Raw genomic sequence first — 16475 nt, forward strand, 5'->3', positions numbered from 1 at the left:
TCGGCTTGAAGCCCCCAGGACGGTTCGCCAGCCGCGATGGCATTCAATCACTTACCGGCAGGCGTGCACGACGCCTTGGTCCCATTGTCCGTCACGCCAGTGACAGACTCGGTGCCGATGGCCAAGAATCACCGACCCGATCGATCCCCGGCGGAGCCCGGCTCCCGGCCGGAACCGGGCATGCTCCTGGACCGGCTCGCCGCGGGACCGAGCCGGGCTGCGCGCATCACTCATACGGAGCACTTGCCCCCGCGTGCGGGCCGTCATGCCGTCTGGCCGGACCGGATTCGACCGGAGGTCCTGGCCGCGGTACGGGCCGCGGGCATCGAACACCCCTGGGCCCACCAGGCACGCGTGGCCGAGCACGCCCTGGACGGCGACTCGGTGGTCGTCGCCACCGGCACCGCGTCGGGCAAGTCCCTGGCCTATCTGGTGCCGGTCCTGTCGACCCTCGTGGACGGCTCCGAGGCGCCCAACGGGCGTGGCGCCACGACCCTCTACCTGGCCCCCACCAAGGCCCTGGCGGCCGACCAGTGCCGGTCGGTGAAGGAACTTTCACAACCTCTCCGGACTTCCGTGCGGGCCGCGGTCTACGACGGCGACACGCCGTTCGAGGAACGCGAGTGGATCCGCCAGTACGGAACGTACGTCCTGACCAACCCGGACATGCTGCACCGCGGCATCCTGCCCTCCCACCCCCGCTGGTCGTCGTTCCTGAAGGCACTGAAGTACGTCGTCATCGACGAGTGCCACACCTACCGGGGCGTCTTCGGCTCCCACGTCGCCCAGGTGCTGCGCAGACTGCGCAGACTGTGTGCGCGCTACGGCGCGTCGCCCGTGTTCCTACTCGCCTCCGCCACCGCCGCCGAACCCTCGGTGGCGGCCCGCCGGCTCACCGGGCTCCCGGTGATCGAGGTCGCCGACGACGCGTCACCCCGCGGTGAACTGGTGTTCGCCCTGTGGGAACCGCCGCTGACCGAGCTGGAGGGCGAGAAGGGTGCACCGGTCCGCCGCACGGCCACCGCGGAAGCCGCCGACCTGCTCACCGACCTCACGGTGCAGGGCATGCGCTCGATCACCTTCGTCCGCTCCCGGCGTGGCGCGGAGCTGATCTCGGTGATCGCCCAGGAGCGTCTGGCCGAGGTCGACCGCTCCCTGGCCGGGCGCGTGGCGGCGTACCGGGGCGGTTACCTCCCCGAGGAGCGCCGCGCCCTGGAACGCGCCCTGCACTCCGGCGACCTCCTCGGCCTCGCGGCGACGAACGCCCTCGAACTCGGCCTCGACATCTCCGGCCTGGACGCCGTGGTGATCGCCGGGTACCCGGGCACGCGGGCCTCACTGTGGCAGCAGGCGGGCCGGGCCGGACGGGCCGGACAGGGGGCGCTGGCCGTGCTGGTCGCCCGTGACGACCCGCTGGACACCTTCCTCGTCCACCACCCGGAGGCCCTCTTCGACCAGCCGGTGGAGTCCACCGTCCTCGACCCGGACAACCCGTACGTCCTCGCCCCCCACCTGTGCGCGGCGGCGGCGGAACTGCCTCTTACCGAGGAGGACCTGAAGCTCTTCGGTCCCGCCTGCGAGGAGCTGCTGCCCCAGCTGGAGGCGGCGAAGCTGCTGCGCCGCCGGACCCGGGCCTGGCACTGGACCCGCCGTGAGCGGGCCGCCGACCTGACGGACATCCGAGGCGAGGGCGGGCGCCCGGTCCAGGTCGTCGAGGAGGGCACGGGACGGCTGCTGGGCACCGTGGACGCCGGTGCCGCCCACACGGCCGTCCACGAGGGCGCCGTGCACCTCCACCAGGGGCGCACGTACCTCGTCCGCTCCCTGGACCTGGAGGACTCCGTCGCGCTGGTCGAGCAGGCCACCCCCGCCTACTCGACGGTGGCCCGCGACACCACGGCGATCTCGGTGCTGGAGACCGACATCGAGGTCCCCTGGGGCGACGGGCGCCTCTGCTACGGCTCCGTCGAGGTCACCAACCAGGTGGTCTCCTTCCTGCGCCGGCGCCTGATCACCGGCGAGGTCCTGGGCGAGACGAAGCTCGACCTCCCTCCTCGTACGCTGCGCACCCGCGCGGTGTGGTGGACGGTCACCGAGGACCAGTTGGACGCGGCCCGGATCAACCCGGAAATCCTCGGCGGGGCCCTGCACGCCGCCGAGCACGCCTCGATCGGCATGCTGCCCCTGTTCGCGACCTGCGACCGCTGGGACATCGGCGGCGTGTCGGTCCCCCTGCACCCCGACACGCTGCTGCCGACGGTCTTCGTGTACGACGGCCACCCCGGCGGCGCGGGCTTCGCCGAGCGGGCCTTCCACACGGCCCGCGACTGGCTCACCGCAACCCGCGAAGCCATCGCCTCCTGCGAGTGCGACGCGGGCTGTCCGTCCTGCATCCAGTCCCCCAAGTGCGGCAACGGCAACGATCCGCTGCACAAGCGGGGAGCGGTACGGCTCCTCACGGTGCTGCTGCGGGGGGCGGCGGAGGCGGAGCAGGCGGAGCAAGCGAGGTAGGCGGGAGGGACCGCGCGGAGGACGGGGGCGGCTCAGGAGGGGGTGGCGCGGGCGGGAGTGGTGCGGGCGGGAGTGGTGCGGGCGCGGGCGTTTCGAGCGGGGCGGGGCCCGCCCTCGCCCGGACCTCCGCCGTGAACGGCCCTCTGCCCGACGCCGCCGTCACGTCCGAGATCTGCCCGGTGAGCACGCAGCGCACCAACCGCACCTCCTGCGCCCGCGCGACCCGCCCGGCCCTTTCGCACGCCGCCGCGGCGCCCTGCGCCCAGTCGTCCGCCGCGGCGAGCGCCGCCAGATCGGCGCCGCCCGCCGCGCGGTGCCGGGCCACGACGGCCTGCCCCAGGGCCAGCACGATGCCGAACACGAAACACAGAACGGCGACGGCGGCAACGCTCCACACGGTCGCCGAGCCCTGGTCGGAGGCACTCATGGCTCGACCTCCACCGGCACCGTCCCTCACGGCGCCGCCCTCACCGGTCGCGTCTCCCACGGCGCCGCCCTCACAGGTCGCGTCCCTCATGGGCCGGCCTCCACCGGTTCCGCCGCTCACGGCTCGGCCCTCACCGGTTCGGTCCCTCACGGCTCGGCCCCCACCGGTTCCGTCGCCGTCGGGTCCGTCCCCACCGTCTGCTCCGCCGAAGCCACGGCTTCCTCCCGTACTTCGAAGGGCAGTCCGTGCAGTGCCGGTGGCTCGGCCACCACGACCACACGGACCAGGCCCGCCTCCCGGTTCACCGTGACCCGCGCTCCGCGTGGTGCCGCCGCACGGGCCAGCTCCATGACCGCGTCTTCCGGGTCCTGTCGTGCCGCCGCACGGGCCCCAGCCCGGGCCGCGTCCACGCACTGGATCTGAGCGGCCACCACGAGCAGCCCCCACACCAGCGCCATCGCGAACACCACCAGCACGGGAAGCACCACGGCGGCCTCCGCCGTCACGAATCCGCTGTCCGGCCCCGTGCTCGCCCCGGCCTCCGGGGCTCCGCGCAGGCGGCTTCCGCACGCACCGCGAGCCGGGGTCCCGGCTCTCACCGCCCTTTCACATCCGCGCATCGAGAGCCCCCTTCACGATGCCCTGCAGCTCCGCACTGACCGTGCCGCTCGTGACGACCTTGTACAGGACCACGGCGAAGGCCACCGCCGCGACGATCCCCATCGCGTACTCGGAGGTGACCATTCCCGCGTCCCGCCGCGCGGCCTGCCGTCGCACCGCCCCGAGTACTCCGCCCACCAGGGCACCCAGCCGTGCCCGCACCATCTGATACATCGCAACCCCCGTAAGGCTCGATTCCGTTGCTCGCTTGCTCATCCATTGCTCGACTGCTGCTCGTCCGACGTCCCGACCCGTCAGCCACCGCCTCCCCCGCGACCCAGCACTCCGCCGGCCAGTCCGATGACCACCGGCAGTACGCCCACCGCGATGAACGCGGGCAGAAAGCACAGCCCCACCGGCGCGGTGACCATGACGGCCGCTCGACGGGCCCGGACCGTCGTGGTGCGGGCCCAGTCGGCACGGGCCTGGGCAGCCAGGCGGGCGACCGGGCCCGCCGCGGGCAGGCCGGACACCTCGGCCCGCTCCAGCAGCCGCGCCAGGGGTAAGGCCCCCGGGACGCCGGCCAACCCCCGCCAGGCACCAGCTGGTTCGCCACCGAGGCGCACCTCCGCGGCACCGCGCCCCAGCGCGTCCCCGACCGGTCCGCCCAGGGCCTCGCCGACCGCCCGCGCCGCCGCCACCGGACTCGCGCCCGCCGCGATGCAGGCCGCCAGCAGATCGGCCGCCAGAGGCAGCTGGCGAGCGGCTTGCGCGGCGGCAACCTCCGCCGCCTCCGTGCCCGCGGCCGAACGCCGGGCACTCCAACGCCACAGCGCGGCCGCGCCCACCAGCCCCACCAGGACCCCGACCGCACCGCCGACCAGGGCCCAGCCGGCGCCCACCGTGCCGACCAGCGGCAGCCACGGGCGCAGGGCGCTCAGCGCTTCGGCGCGTCGCGCGGCGGAGCGGACCGGCGCCGGCTGCGGTGCCAGTAGGCCCCTGAGCCGCCTGCGCAGCGCCCGGCCCCGCCGCGCGACTCCAAGACCGCGCGTCAGCCGGCCGACGACCAGCACCATCGCCACCGCCGCCCCCAGCCTGTGGACAAAGTCGCCGTTCACGAAGTCGCCTCCGCTCCGCGCACGATCCGCGTCACCCACCACACGCCCAGGCTCTCCAGAATCCCGCCGGCCAGCAGACAGCCCACCCCCGCACCGGTGTGCAGCAGCACGTGCAGGGGGTCGGACCCGAGGGCGACGCCGAGCAGGAGGCCCAGGACCGGAAGACCGGCGAGCATCACGGCGGTGGCCCGGGCGCCGGCCAACTGGGCGCGCAGGTCCGAACGCTGGTCCCGCTCGGCACGCAGCACGCCCTCCAGCCGGTCGAGACCGGCCGCGAGCCCCGCGCCCTGGTCGACCGCGACCCGCCAGCACGCCGCGAGCCCGCGCAGTCCCTCGGCGCCGGGCTGCCCGGCCGCCAACGCCAGCGCCCCGGGGACGTCCCCGCCGAACCGGGCCGCCGCGAGCACCGCCGCCTGCGCCTCACCGAGCCCGGCGGAGTCGTGCGCGGCGCACAGGAGCGCCTCGCCCGGTTGCCGACCCGCCCGCACCTCCCCGGCGAGCGTCCCGCACAGGGCGATCACCGCGTCCTGCCGGTGTTCCTTGGCCCGCCGCTCCCGACCGGCCAACCTCACCCGCCGCAGTACCGGCACTCCGGCCGCCCCCGCGACGACCGGCAGCACCGAGGTGCCCACGATCGCCAGCACCAGCCCGGCGGCCAGTGACCACCACTCGGGCCTCAGCCGGCCCCTGAGACGCCCCAACCCCTCCGTCATCCGACGCGCCGCGGGCGGCCCGGCAGCGCGCGTCCCACCAGACCTGTCAGTCCCACTCGGCCTATCGGTCGCGCTCGTCCGGCCCTCGGCGAGGACCGTCCGCGCCCGCCGTACGCCTGAGTGCCACCCTCCTGCCAACCAGGCGGCCGCGCCCAGGCACACCAGGACCGCGCCCGTCGACAGCTCGCCCGTGCCCGGCATGCCCGTCACCGGAGTGCCGGTCACCGTCATGCTGATCACCTCCGCGCCTCCCGTCCGACCGCCCGCTCTTCGTCCCCCGCGCCGCGCAACAGCTCCCGCAGCCGCTGCCAGCCGCGTTCGGCCACGAAGGCCTCCGCCCCCCATCGCAGCGCCGGCACCGTCCTCACCAGCCCCGACGGGTCCCGCTCCAGTACGTGCACCTCGGCGATCCGGCGCCGTCCCGCGCGGTCACGGACCAGGTGGAGGACCACCGAGAGGGCCGCCGCGAGCTGACTGTGCAGAGCCGCGCGGTTCAGGCCCGCGGTCGTGCCGAGCGCCTCCAGCCGCGCCGGTACGTCGGCGGCGGCATTGGCGTGCACCGTCCCGCACCCGCCTTCGTGGCCCGTGTTCAACGCGGCGAGCAGATGGACCACTTCGGGGCCTCGCACCTCACCCACGACCAGCCGGTCCGGCCGCATGCGCAGCGCCTGGCGCACCAGGTCCTCCAGGGTGACCAGACCGGCGCCCTCCTGATTCGCCGGTCTCGTCTCCAGCCGGACGACGTGTGGGTGGTCGGGTCGCAGTTCCGCCGAGTCCTCGGCCAGCACGATGCGCTCGTCCGGTCCGACCAGTCCGAGCAGGGCGCTGAGCAGCGTCGTCTTGCCACTGCCGGTGCCGCCGCTGACGAGGAAGGACAGCCTGGCCCGCAGCAGGGCGCGCAGCACGCGGTCACCGCCGGGCGGCACGGTGCCCGCCGCCGCCAACTCGTGGAGAGTGAAGGCGCGCGGCCGTACGACCCGCAGCGCGAGGCAGGTGCAGTCGACGGCGACCGGTGGCAGCACCGCGTGCAGCCGGGTGCCGTCGGGCAGCCTGGCGTCCACCCAGGGCCGTGCGTCGTCGAGCCGTCGCCCGGCGACGGTCGCGAGGCGCTGCGCGAGCCGCCGTACCGCCGCCGCGTCGGGGAAGGAGACCGGTGCCAGCTCCAGGCCGCCGCCCCGGTCCACCCAGACCCGGTCCGGTGCGGAGACCAGCACGTCGGTCACCGAGGGGTCGGCGAGCAGCGTCTCGAGTGGTCCGCTGCCGACCAGTTCCGACCTGAGCTGTGCGGCGGCACCGAGGATCTCGGCGTCCCCGAGCACGCGCCCCTGCTCCCGCAGTGCCTGCGCCACTCGCGCGGGCGTCGGCTCCGCCCCGTTCTCGGCGAGCCACCGCCGCACACCGTCGAGCATGCCGGGCGCGGCGTCGAGCATGCCGGGCGCGGCGCCGAGGCCGTGCTGCGCGACCGGTGCCGGAGATCGCAGAGAGCCCTGCGCCTGCGCCCGCGTCCGCGCCCGCCCGGAAGCCGGTCCCGTCAACCCTGCGGGCGCCGAACCCACCCATGCCGTGGTTGCCGAGCCCACCGATGCTCCGGAAGCCCGGTGCCCAGCACCACCGGCAGGCGACAACGATCCCGTAGGCGTCCCGCCGGGCTGCCGGATCACCCAGCCCGGAGCCGCCCGCGTGTCCAGTCCGTCGGAGCCCCCCGGGGCCCTGAGCGCCCTGCCTCCCGTCGCCTCTCCCTCAGCCACCCCCGCGGGCGTCCCCGGAATCCCGCCCTGTGTTCCCACCGACACCGCGTCCATCTCGACCCGCCTTCCACCGCTCACCACCGACCCGGTCACGCCCCTCACGAGCCGCTCCCGCCGTGCCCGTCCGCCTCCGCCAGCGCCCGTTCCCAGAACCCGCGGCAGAAGCGCGCCAGCGGGCCGCGGGCGGGTGTGCCCGGGGGGCGTCTGCTCTCCGTGGCCCGCAGCAGGCCGGACTCGACCGGCACCTCGCCGGCCAGCGGAAGGCCGAGCAACCGGGCCACCTCACGGTCGTCGAGTCCGGAGCCGTAGGGTCCGCGCACCGCGACCCGGAGGTCGCGCAGCACCATGCCCACCGCCGCCGCCACCCGGCCCGCCGCCGCGACGGCCCGCAGCTCGGCGGGGACGACGAGGAGCCCGATGTCGAGCTGTGCGAGGACCTCGGCGACCCCGTCGTCGATCCGGCGGGGCAGGTCGACTACGACCGTGCCGCCCCTTCGCCGGGCCGCCGCGAGCACCGCGCGGACGGCCTGTGGCGGCACCGCGACGCAGTCGCCGCGGTCCCAGCTCAGCACCCGCAGCGAATGCAACTGGGGCAGCGATTCCTCCAGGGCACCGCCGCCGACCCGCCCTCGCGACGCCGCGAACGCCGGCCACCTCAGCCCCTCGGCCGTCTCACCGCCGAGCAGGACGTCGAGGCCGCCGCCCAGGGGATCGGCGTCCACCAGGAGGCTGCGCAGCCCCTCCCGCGCGGAGGTGACGGCGAGCGCGCAGGCCAGTGTGGACGCTCCGGCGCCGCCCCGGCCGCCGATGACGCCGACGGTGAGGGCCGGACGGCCGACGCCCTCGGCGACGTCGGCGATGCGGTCGACCAGCCACTGCTCACCGTCGGGCAGCATCAGGACGTGGTCGGCGCCGATCTCGACGGCCCGCTGCCAGATCCCCGAGTCGTCCTGATCGCGGCCCACGAGGACCACTCCCCGTCTCCGCACCGCTCCCCGGACCCGCCGCGCCGCGTCGTCCCCGACGAGGACCAGGGGCGCGGTCTCCCATCCGGTCCGCCTCCCGGCCGCCGCGGGTGCGGGCGACGCCGAGGAAGCCACCGCCGTCAGCGCCGAAGGCGCCGAAGGAAACGAAGGCGGCGTCATGGGCACCGAGTGGTGCACCTCCGGCGTGGCGCCCGCGGCCGCGCACAGGCGCAGCAGGTCGTCGAGGAGCTCCGTGTCCTCGGTGACGATCAGGGGTCCGCTCTGCCGCCCTCCGGCGGCGGGTGGCGGGTCGTGCGTGATCGTTCCGGTCATGGTCCTTCCCCCTTCGGCGCGGCCCCCTCGGCCGCGCCCCGCGTCTCGTGGTCTCTCGCGCAGCCCCCGCGGCCCCGCGATTTGCGGCCGCGTGAAGAACCGGAAAGCGGTCCCCGCACGAGCGGCCCACATCACGCGTCCGGCAAACAGATCCGGCCATGGAACTCGGCACGGCCCGGACGCATGGGAATCACGGTGCAGCGATCCGGGAAATCGTGTGGATCTTGGTCAAAAACTGTGGACAACTCGATGATTGTGAATATCGACTCACTCGAACCGGTGACCCTCCTCCGGTTCCGCTCCACCCCGCGTGCGACTGCCGCAGAGCAGTCCGGTCACTACGCTGCGTAGCGGACGGTGGCCGCGACAACGCCTGGGCCCCGCGCCGCAACGGCACGGGGCCCAGATCGTAAGAAGAGCGGAAAACCCACCCGGACATGCGACGACCCCCGCCGGGGGGGAGAGCGGGGGTCGTCTCCACGGCCGACTCGGGGGGGGGAGGAGTCGGACCGGGTTAGCACGGTCGCGAACGATCCGTGACTTCCATGGTGTACCCGAGAGCCCTCTCAGGCAAACCCACGCGCCACAGCTTACGCCGAATGGGCTGCGCCTATGCTCAGGGTTGTGGAAAACCACTCCTCGCCCCACTCCGCGCCTCACTCCATGCCCCGCACGGCGGCCTTCTTTGACCTGGACAAGACGGTCATTGCGAAGTCGAGCACGCTCACGTTCAGCAAGTCGTTCTACCAAGGCGGGCTGATCAACCGCAGGGCCGTGTTGCGTACCGCATATGCCCAGTTCGTGTTCCTCGCCGGCGGAGCCGACCACGACCAGATGGAGCGGATGCGCGAGTACCTCTCCGCGCTGTGCCGCGGGTGGGACGTCCAACTGGTCAAGGAACTCGTCGCCGAGACCCTGCACGACCTGATCGACCCGATCATCTACGACGAGGCGGCCTCCCTGATCGAGGAGCACCACACCGCCGGCCGCGACGTGGTGATCGTCTCGACCTCGGGCGCCGAGGTGGTCGAGCCGATCGGTGAGCTGCTCGGCGCGGACCGGGTGGTGGCGACCCGCATGATCGTCGGCGCGGACGGCTGCTTCACCGGAGAGGTGGAGTACTACGCGTACGGCCCGACCAAGGCGGAGGCGATCCGGGAGCTGGCCGGGTCCGAGGGGTACGACCTGTCCCGCTGCTACGCCTACAGCGACTCGGCGACCGACCTGCCGATGCTGGAGGCCGTCGGCCACCCCCACGCGGTCAACCCGGACCGGGCGCTGCGCCGGGAAGCCCTCGCGCGCGAGTGGCCGATTCTGGATTTCCATCGCCCGGTGCGGCTCAAGCAGCGGATCGGGGGGTTCTCCGTGCCCCCGCGTCCCGCCCTCGTCGCGGCCGCCGCGATAGGCGCCGCGGCGGCGACCGCGGGTCTCGTCTGGTACGCGAGCCGACGGCGGTCCGCGGCGGCCTGATCGGGGCCCCCGGGCCGATCGGCTGCCGCCTCGTCGCGGTCGACCGGATCAGCCCTTTCACCCGCGTATGACCGCAAAAGTAAAGAAGTGCGGCGAGCACTTCCGCTTACTCGGGACCGGTAGTACAAAGGACTCAACGGCCCGCGAGACCAAGGACATCCGAAAGGATCACCTTAAACACGCATTTGGCCCCACGGACCGCGCATGGACACCGGGCACCCACGCGACGTCGACCCGTCGATTACGGGCCAGCCGCACCAGGTCACGGGCGAAGTTCCCGGCTTGATGGGCACATATCGAGGACGCTTGGTAACCGGGTGGTCATGCCAGCGGCGGTACGAGCACCTCGTACCGCCGCATTTCTGTGCTACGCCGCCCCGCGCTGGAGCGCCTCGCACACCGCCGTCGACTCGCGGGCACCGAGGGCGACCGCCTTTCCGCAGTGGGCGATCCAGGCGGCCATGCCCTCCGGGGTTCCGGAGACGTAGCCGTCGAGCGCCGCCAGGTAGGCCGCGCGCCCCAGCTCCGCGTGACCGACCTCGGCCGGGCACACCGACTTGGGATCCAGTCCGCTGCCGACCAGGACGATGCGCTCCGCCGCGCGCGCGACCAGGCCGTTGTCGGAGGTGAAGGGGCGCAGCGCCAGCAGCTCCCCGTGCACCACCGCGGCCGTCACCAGTGCCGGCGCGGAACCGCCGGCCGCGACCAGCGCGGCCAGCCCGTCCAGGCGGCCGTGCGCCTCCTCGGCGTCGGGCAGCGGCAGCTCGACCAGCGGTTCGTCCACCGGCTCGCCGTTCTGGCGGGGCCGCCCCACCTGGTCGGCCTTGTCCGCGGCCGCCACCAGGTGCAGCCGGGCCAGCACGCGCAGCGGTGACTGCCGCCAGATGGACAGCAGCTGCCCCGCCTCGGCGGTCAGCCGCAACGCGGCGCCGACCGCGCGGGCCTCGTCGTCGCCACTGAAGTCGCTGCGCCGGCGCACCTCCTCCAGGGCCCAGTCCGCCCCGGACAGCGCCGCCGAACCCCGGGCGCCGCGCAGTGCCGCCTCGGAGGTGATCTCGTTGCTGCGGCGCCGCATGATCCGGTGGCCGTAGACGCGGTCCACGGCCTTGCGTACGGACTCGACGGACTCGGCCACGCCGGGCAGGGCGCCCAGGGCCGCGAGCGGATCGGCGTTCGCGCCTGTCGTACTCATGAGTAAGACCCTACGCAACCCGGCGCCGTGCCCCACGAATGAGTGGTCTTCTTCACCCGCCGCCCGTCTCCCATGCCACCTACAGCTATCGAGCCACTACGCTTGGTGAACATGAAAATTGCTTTCGTCGGGAAGGGCGGCAGCGGCAAGACCACCCTGTCCTCCCTGTTCGTCCGCCACCTCGCCGCCACCGGCGCACCCGTCGTCGCGATCGACGCCGACATCAACCAGCACCTGGGGGCAGCGCTGGGTCTCGACGACGCGGAGGCGGCCGGGCTGCCCGCGATGGGCGAGCACCTTTCGCTGATCAAGGACCACCTGCGCGGCACCAACCCGCGCATCGCCTCCACCGAGAAGATGATCAAAACGACACCGCCCGGCGAGGGCTCGCGCCTACTGCGCGTGCGCGAGGACAACCCCGTCTACGACGCCTGCGCCCGGCCGGTGGAACTCGACGGCGGGGCCGTCCGTTTGATGGTCACCGGGCCTTTCACGGACGCCGACCTGGGGGTCGCCTGCTACCACTCCAAGACAGGGGCGGTGGAGCTGTGCCTGAACCACCTGGTCGACGGGCGTGACGAGTACGTCGTGGTGGACATGACCGCCGGCTCCGACTCGTTCGCCTCCGGCATGTTCACCCGCTTCGACATCACGTTCCTCGTCGCCGAGCCGACCCGCAAGGGGGTCTCCGTCTACCGCCAGTACAAGGAGTACGCCCGCGACTTCGGCGTCACCCTGAAGGTCGTCGGCAACAAGGTGCAGGGGCAGGACGACCTCGACTTCCTGCGCGACGAGGTCGGGGACGACCTGCTGGTCACCGTCGGGCACTCGGACTGGGTGCGCGCCATGGAGAAGGGCCGCCCGCCCCGGTTCGAGCTGCTGGAGGAGACCAACGGCCGGGCGCTGCGCACACTGCACACGGCCGTCGACGCGACGTACGAGCTGCGGGACTGGGCGCGTTACACCCAGCAGATGGTCCACTTCCATCTGAAGAACGCCCACAGTTGGGGCAACGAGCGCACCGGGGACGACCTGGCGGCGCAGGTCGACCCCGGTTTCGTCCTCGGCGAGGAGGTCGCCGCCCCCGCGTGACCCGCGGGTCACCGCGACCTCGTACGCCTCCGACCGGGCGGCGGCCCCGGCAGCCCTACTGCTTGGCGGCCGGCGCCCCGGGCACACCCTTGGGCGCCGGTGCGGGCGCGGCCGACAGGAAGGACGCCCAGCCCTTCTTCGGAGCCTCACCGACGCCGAGGGTGCGCAGCTTCTTCAGGACCTTGGGGTCCTGGGCGTCCAGCCAGTCCGCGAGTTGCCGGAAGGAGACACAGCGCACCTCCTCCTTGTTGCACACCGTCTCGATGACCTCCTCCACGGCGCGCATGTAGGTGCCGCCGTTCCAGGACTCGAAGTGGTTGCCGATGATCAGCGGCGCGCGATTTCCGTCGTAGGCCCGCTCGAAGCCCTTGAGCAGGCTGTCACGCATCTGGTCGCCCCAGAACTCGCGCTTGGCGGGGTCGCCCTGGGTGGCGGTGCCCGACTGGTTGACCATGTAGTTGTAGTCCATGGTGAGCTGCTCGTAGGAGTGGCCGGGGAACGGCACGAGCTGCATCGACAGGTCCCACAGGCCCTCCTTCTTCGACGGCCAGACCTGGTTGTTCACCCCGCTGCTGTCGTAGCGGAAGCCCATCTGGCTCGCCGCCTTCATGAAGTTCTTCTGGCCCTCCAGGCACGGGGTGCGGGCGCCGATCAACTCCTTCTCGTAGTCGAAGGGCAGGGGCGCCGCGTTCTTCATCCCGGTGTTGGTCTTCCAGGTCTTCACGAACTGCTTGGCCTGGCTGATCTCCTCCTTCCACTCCTCGACGGACCACTCGCCGACCCCGCCGCCGGCGCCGCAGAAGTGCCCGTTGAAGTGGGTGCCGATCTCGTTGCCCTCCTGCCACGCCAGCCGCAGCTGCTTGACGGTGTCGGCGATGCCCTGTTCGTCGTTGAAGCCGATGTCGGAGCGGCCCGGGGAGTGCTGGGGCGGGTTGTACAGGTCCCGCTTCTCGGTCGGCAGCATGTACACGCCGCTCAGGAAGTACGTCATGGTGGCGTTGTTCTCCTTGGCCACTTCGCGGAAGTGGGAGAACAACTTCTGACTGTCCTCACCCGCGCCGTCCCACGAGAACACCACGAACTGCGGGGGCTTCTGACCGGGCTTGAGACGTTCGGGCCGGGGCAGGTGCGGCTGGGCCCCGGTGTACGCGGTGGAACCGTCACCGATCAGCCGGACCGCGTTCTTGGGCGCCGGTGCCGCCTTTCCCTTCCCCTTCTCCGGACCTTGCGTCCCTTCGCCGGAACCGGTGCCGTTGTCGATCGCGCAACCGGCCAGCGACGCGGCGCAGACCGCGGCGACCACGGCGCGCGCGGCCGTCTTGCGGGAGGCCATCCTGCGGGTGGCGGCCATGTCCGCCCACCTTCTTCCTTCTCTCGGGCCAACGCCGACTAGGCGATGTCGGGTGCTGAGCCGGGCCGTGCCGTCAGCGCCGTCAAGGTGACACGGAAATGAGAAGGAATTAGTACGACAAGCCGATGAAATAACTGCTCCACTCGAATGCGCGGGGCGTTACTCCATTCGCGCTAAAAACCTATGCCTCTTCTTTACTCTGAATTACTCTCTATTTACTCGCTGTAATCGAACGGACCCTCAGGAGACGGAACATGTCAGCCTGCGTCCCCGCCCGCGCCGATTCGGCCCGGACCAAGCACGTCCACCAACCCCACAGCCCGCCGCCCCACGGCCCCCGGCGCTTCCGCGTCGCGGGTGCCGACGTCTCGGCCGCGATCGCGGTCTTCCTGATCGCCCTCCCCCTCTCCCTGGGTATCGCCCTCGCCACCGGCGCCCCCCTCCAGGCGGGCCTCGTCGCCGCCGCGGTGGGCGGGATCGTCGCCGGACGGATCGGCGGCTGCCCCCTCCAGGTCAGCGGCCCCGCCGCCGGGCTCACCGTGGTGACCGCCGACATCATCCAGCAGTACGGATGGCGTACGACCTGCGCCATCACCGTCTTCGCCGGGATCGCCCAGCTGGGGCTGGGCTGCCTGCGCGTGGCACGCTCGGCGCTCGCCGTGAGCCCCGCCATCGTGCACGGCATGCTCGCCGGCATCGGCGTCACCATCGCCGTGGCCCAGCTGCACATCGTCCTCGGCGGCACCCCCCAGAGCTCCGTGCCCGACAACCTGGTCGCGCTGCCCGCCCAGTTGGCGAACCTCCACCCGGCCGACCTGGCCGTGAGCGCGCTGACCCTGACCCTGTTGCTGCTCTGGCCCCGCATCCCCGGCCGGGCGGGCCAGGTCCTGGGCAAGCTGCCCGCCGCCCTGATCGCCGTCGCGGGTGGCACCGCGGTCGCCGCCCTCACCGGGCTTCGCCTGCCCAAGGTCGACCTGCCGTCCTGGAGCAGCCACGCCCTGGCCGCGATGCCCGACGGTCCGGTACTCGGTCTCCTCGCCGCCGTCCTCACCACCACGCTGGTGTGCAGCGTGCAGTCCCTGCTCGGCGCGGTCGCCGTCGACAAACTCGTCGCCGCCCGGCCCGTTCTGACCGGCCGCGTCAAGCGCTCCAACCTCGACCGGGAACTGCTCGGTCAGGGCGCCGCCAACATCGTCTCCGGGTCGCTCGGCGGACTGCCCATCGCCGGTGTGGCCGTGCGCAGTTCCGCGAACGTGGCGGCGGGCGCCGTCAGCCGGAACTCCACGATGCTGCACGGCGTTCTCGTAGTGATCGCCGCACTGCTGATGGTCCCGGCCCTGGAGCTCATCCCGCTCGCCTCGCTCGCCGCCCTGGTCATGGCCGTCGGCCTCAAGATGGTGTCGCTGAACCACATCCGTACGGTGACCCGCCACCGTGAGGTGCTGGTCTACGCGGTCACCACCTGTGGCGTGGTGTTCCTCGGCGTCCTGGAGGGCGTCGCACTGGGCATCGCCGTCGCCGTCGGCGTCGCCCTGCACCGGCTCACCCGCACCCGGATCACTCATGACGACACGGAGGGAGTCCACCACGTACACGTACGCGGCCAGTTGACCTTCCTCGCCGTGCCGCGGCTCAGCCGGGTCCTGCACCAGGTGCCCCACGGAGCGGACGCCGTCGTCGAGCTGGACGGGTCGTTCATGGACCACGCGGCGTACGAGACGCTGCAGGACTGGCAGAAGACGCACACCGCACAGGGCGGCCGCGTCGACATCACCGGCCGCCGGCCCGGCACCCGGATCTCCGAACCGGCTGAGGAGGACGGCTGCCGCTGCCGTCCTTGGACCCCCTGGCGCAACCACCAGTGCGAACACCCGCCGACGGCCCCACCACCCGGCGCGGACGCCCAGGCGGCCACCGACGGATCCCCCGACGGGAACCTCGACACCGCGACCGGCCCGAACGCACCCGTCACAAGAAGCACAAGAGGCGCAACAGCCGCAACAGGCGCGTCCGGTGCCGCCGACGGGCCCACCGGACACGAACTCGCCCGTGGGATCAGCGCGTTCCACCGCAACACCGGCCCGCTGATGCGCCGTGAGCTGGCCCGGCTGGCCCGGGAGGGGCAGCAGCCCTCCCAGCTCTTCCTGACCTGTGCCGACTCGCGGGTGGTCACATCGATGATCACCTCCAGCGGTCCCGGCGACCTGTTCGTGGTGCGCAACGTCGGCAACTTCGTGCCGCTGCCCGGCGAGGAGAGCGGCGACGACTCGGTGGCCGCGGCGATCGAATACGCCGTGGACGTACTGAAGGTGCGGTCCATCACGGTGTGCGGACACTCCGGGTGCGGGGCGATGCAGGCGCTGCTCGGCGCCGAACCCGGGGGTGCGCGCACGCCCCTCCAGCGGTGGCTGCGGCACGGCCTGCCCAGCCTGGAGCGCGCCCTGCCGGACGTCGACGCGGACGGCAACGAGCAGGAGCAGGGCCACGAACCCGGTCGCACCCGGCCCCGGCTGGCCGGACGCGGGGCCGCCGACACGGCCGAGCGGCTGTGCCTGGCCAACGTGGTCCAGCAGCTGGAGCACCTGCGCGCCCACGACTCGGTGGCCCGGGCGCTGGGCGCCGGAGACCTGGAGCTGCACGGCATGTACTTCCACGTGGGCGAGGCCCAGTCGTACCTGCTGTCCGAGGACGCGGAAGGCGGCGTGTTCGAGCTGGTGCGGGAGGCGAACCTGACCGCCTGACCGCCCGGCAGGACCGCCCGAGCGGTCCCGGGGAGCCGCGGCGCGGGCGGGTGTGAGCGGCGTTACACACCCTGAACCCCGCGCCGTCGGCATCCGTGGGTACGGGTGACCACGGACCACAGAGCCACGGAGGAGACACAGCGGGCAGGCGGCGACCAGAACAGGTCTAAACCATTTGCCCGTCGACCCTTGTCATCGGCCCCCCGGGTCTGAT

13 protein-coding genes are annotated in these 16475 nt (G+C 72.8%); 4 read left to right on the plus strand and 9 right to left on the minus strand.

The window, feature by feature from the left end; translation table 11 throughout:
* The first annotated feature begins 36 nt into the window (after nt 1-36).
* Nucleotides 37-2511, plus strand: coding sequence for a DEAD/DEAH box helicase (locus ACFV9J_RS24100; RefSeq protein WP_385356985.1), 2475 nt, complete (start codon nt 37-39; stop codon nt 2509-2511).
* On the opposite strand, the gene ACFV9J_RS24105 is transcribed toward ACFV9J_RS24100, so the two are convergent.
* From ACFV9J_RS24105 to ssd, 7 genes are all read right to left on the minus strand, one after another.
* Nucleotides 2456-2938 carry an Rv3654c family TadE-like protein gene (locus ACFV9J_RS24105; RefSeq protein ID WP_385356986.1) on the minus strand — a complete coding sequence of 161 codons (483 nt, stop codon included), beginning with the start codon at nt 2936-2938 and terminating at the stop codon, nt 2456-2458. The two genes, ACFV9J_RS24100 and ACFV9J_RS24105, sit on opposite strands and share 56 nt — an antisense overlap.
* A 146-nt stretch (nt 2939-3084) precedes the next feature.
* Nucleotides 3085-3537, minus strand: coding sequence for a TadE family type IV pilus minor pilin (locus ACFV9J_RS24110; RefSeq protein WP_385356988.1), 453 nt, complete (start codon nt 3535-3537; stop codon nt 3085-3087).
* A gap of 7 nt (nt 3538-3544) precedes the next feature.
* On the minus strand, nt 3545-3772 hold the full coding sequence (locus ACFV9J_RS24115) for a DUF4244 domain-containing protein (RefSeq protein ID WP_385356989.1): 228 nt from the start codon (nt 3770-3772) through the stop codon (nt 3545-3547).
* Nucleotides 3773-3852: 80 nt separating this feature from the next.
* Nucleotides 3853-4656 (minus strand): type II secretion system F family protein, encoded by an 804-nt coding sequence (locus tag ACFV9J_RS24120; protein ID WP_385356990.1) that lies wholly within the window; start codon nt 4654-4656, stop codon nt 3853-3855.
* Nucleotides 4653-5570: a type II secretion system F family protein gene (locus ACFV9J_RS24125; protein ID WP_385357049.1), complete on the minus strand. Its 918-nt coding sequence runs from the start codon at nt 5568-5570 to the stop codon at nt 4653-4655. The genes ACFV9J_RS24120 and ACFV9J_RS24125 overlap by 4 nt, the downstream gene beginning before the upstream one ends.
* 35 nt (nt 5571-5605) lie before the next feature.
* A complete protein-coding gene (locus tag ACFV9J_RS24130) occupies nt 5606-6799 on the minus strand; it encodes a TadA family conjugal transfer-associated ATPase (RefSeq protein WP_385356991.1) in 1194 nt (397 codons plus the stop codon).
* A gap of 416 nt (nt 6800-7215) precedes the next feature.
* Nucleotides 7216-8415 carry a septum site-determining protein Ssd gene (ssd, locus tag ACFV9J_RS24135; protein ID WP_385356992.1) on the minus strand — a complete coding sequence of 400 codons (1200 nt, stop codon included), beginning with the start codon at nt 8413-8415 and terminating at the stop codon, nt 7216-7218.
* Between the two features lie 612 nt (nt 8416-9027).
* On the opposite strand from ssd, the gene ACFV9J_RS24140 reads away from it, so the two are divergent.
* Nucleotides 9028-9885: an HAD family hydrolase gene (locus ACFV9J_RS24140; protein WP_385356993.1), complete on the plus strand. Its 858-nt coding sequence runs from the start codon at nt 9028-9030 to the stop codon at nt 9883-9885.
* Nucleotides 9886-10252: 367 nt separating this feature from the next.
* Here ACFV9J_RS24140 and ACFV9J_RS24145 read toward each other — a convergent pair whose 3' ends face one another.
* Nucleotides 10253-11077: an oxidoreductase gene (locus ACFV9J_RS24145; RefSeq protein ID WP_385356994.1), complete on the minus strand. Its 825-nt coding sequence runs from the start codon at nt 11075-11077 to the stop codon at nt 10253-10255.
* 111 nt (nt 11078-11188) lie between these two features.
* On the opposite strand from ACFV9J_RS24145, the gene ACFV9J_RS24150 reads away from it, so the two are divergent.
* A complete protein-coding gene (locus tag ACFV9J_RS24150) occupies nt 11189-12169 on the plus strand; it encodes an ATP-binding protein (protein ID WP_385356995.1) in 981 nt (326 codons plus the stop codon).
* A gap of 55 nt (nt 12170-12224) precedes the next feature.
* On the opposite strand, the gene ACFV9J_RS24155 is transcribed toward ACFV9J_RS24150, so the two are convergent.
* Entirely contained in the window at nt 12225-13520 is a 1296-nt protein-coding gene (locus ACFV9J_RS24155) for a hypothetical protein (RefSeq protein WP_385356996.1), read from the minus strand.
* A 254-nt stretch (nt 13521-13774) separates the two neighbouring features.
* Here ACFV9J_RS24155 and ACFV9J_RS24160 point away from each other — a divergent pair, with 254 nt between their 5' ends.
* Nucleotides 13775-16261, plus strand: coding sequence for a SulP family inorganic anion transporter (locus ACFV9J_RS24160; protein WP_385356997.1), 2487 nt, complete (start codon nt 13775-13777; stop codon nt 16259-16261).
* Nucleotides 16262-16475: the final 214 nt, after the last annotated feature.

The sequence above is a fragment of the Streptomyces sp. NPDC059906 genome (assembly GCF_042730645.1).
In the GTDB taxonomy this organism is placed as follows: domain Bacteria; phylum Actinomycetota; class Actinomycetes; order Streptomycetales; family Streptomycetaceae; genus Streptomyces; species Streptomyces rubrogriseus.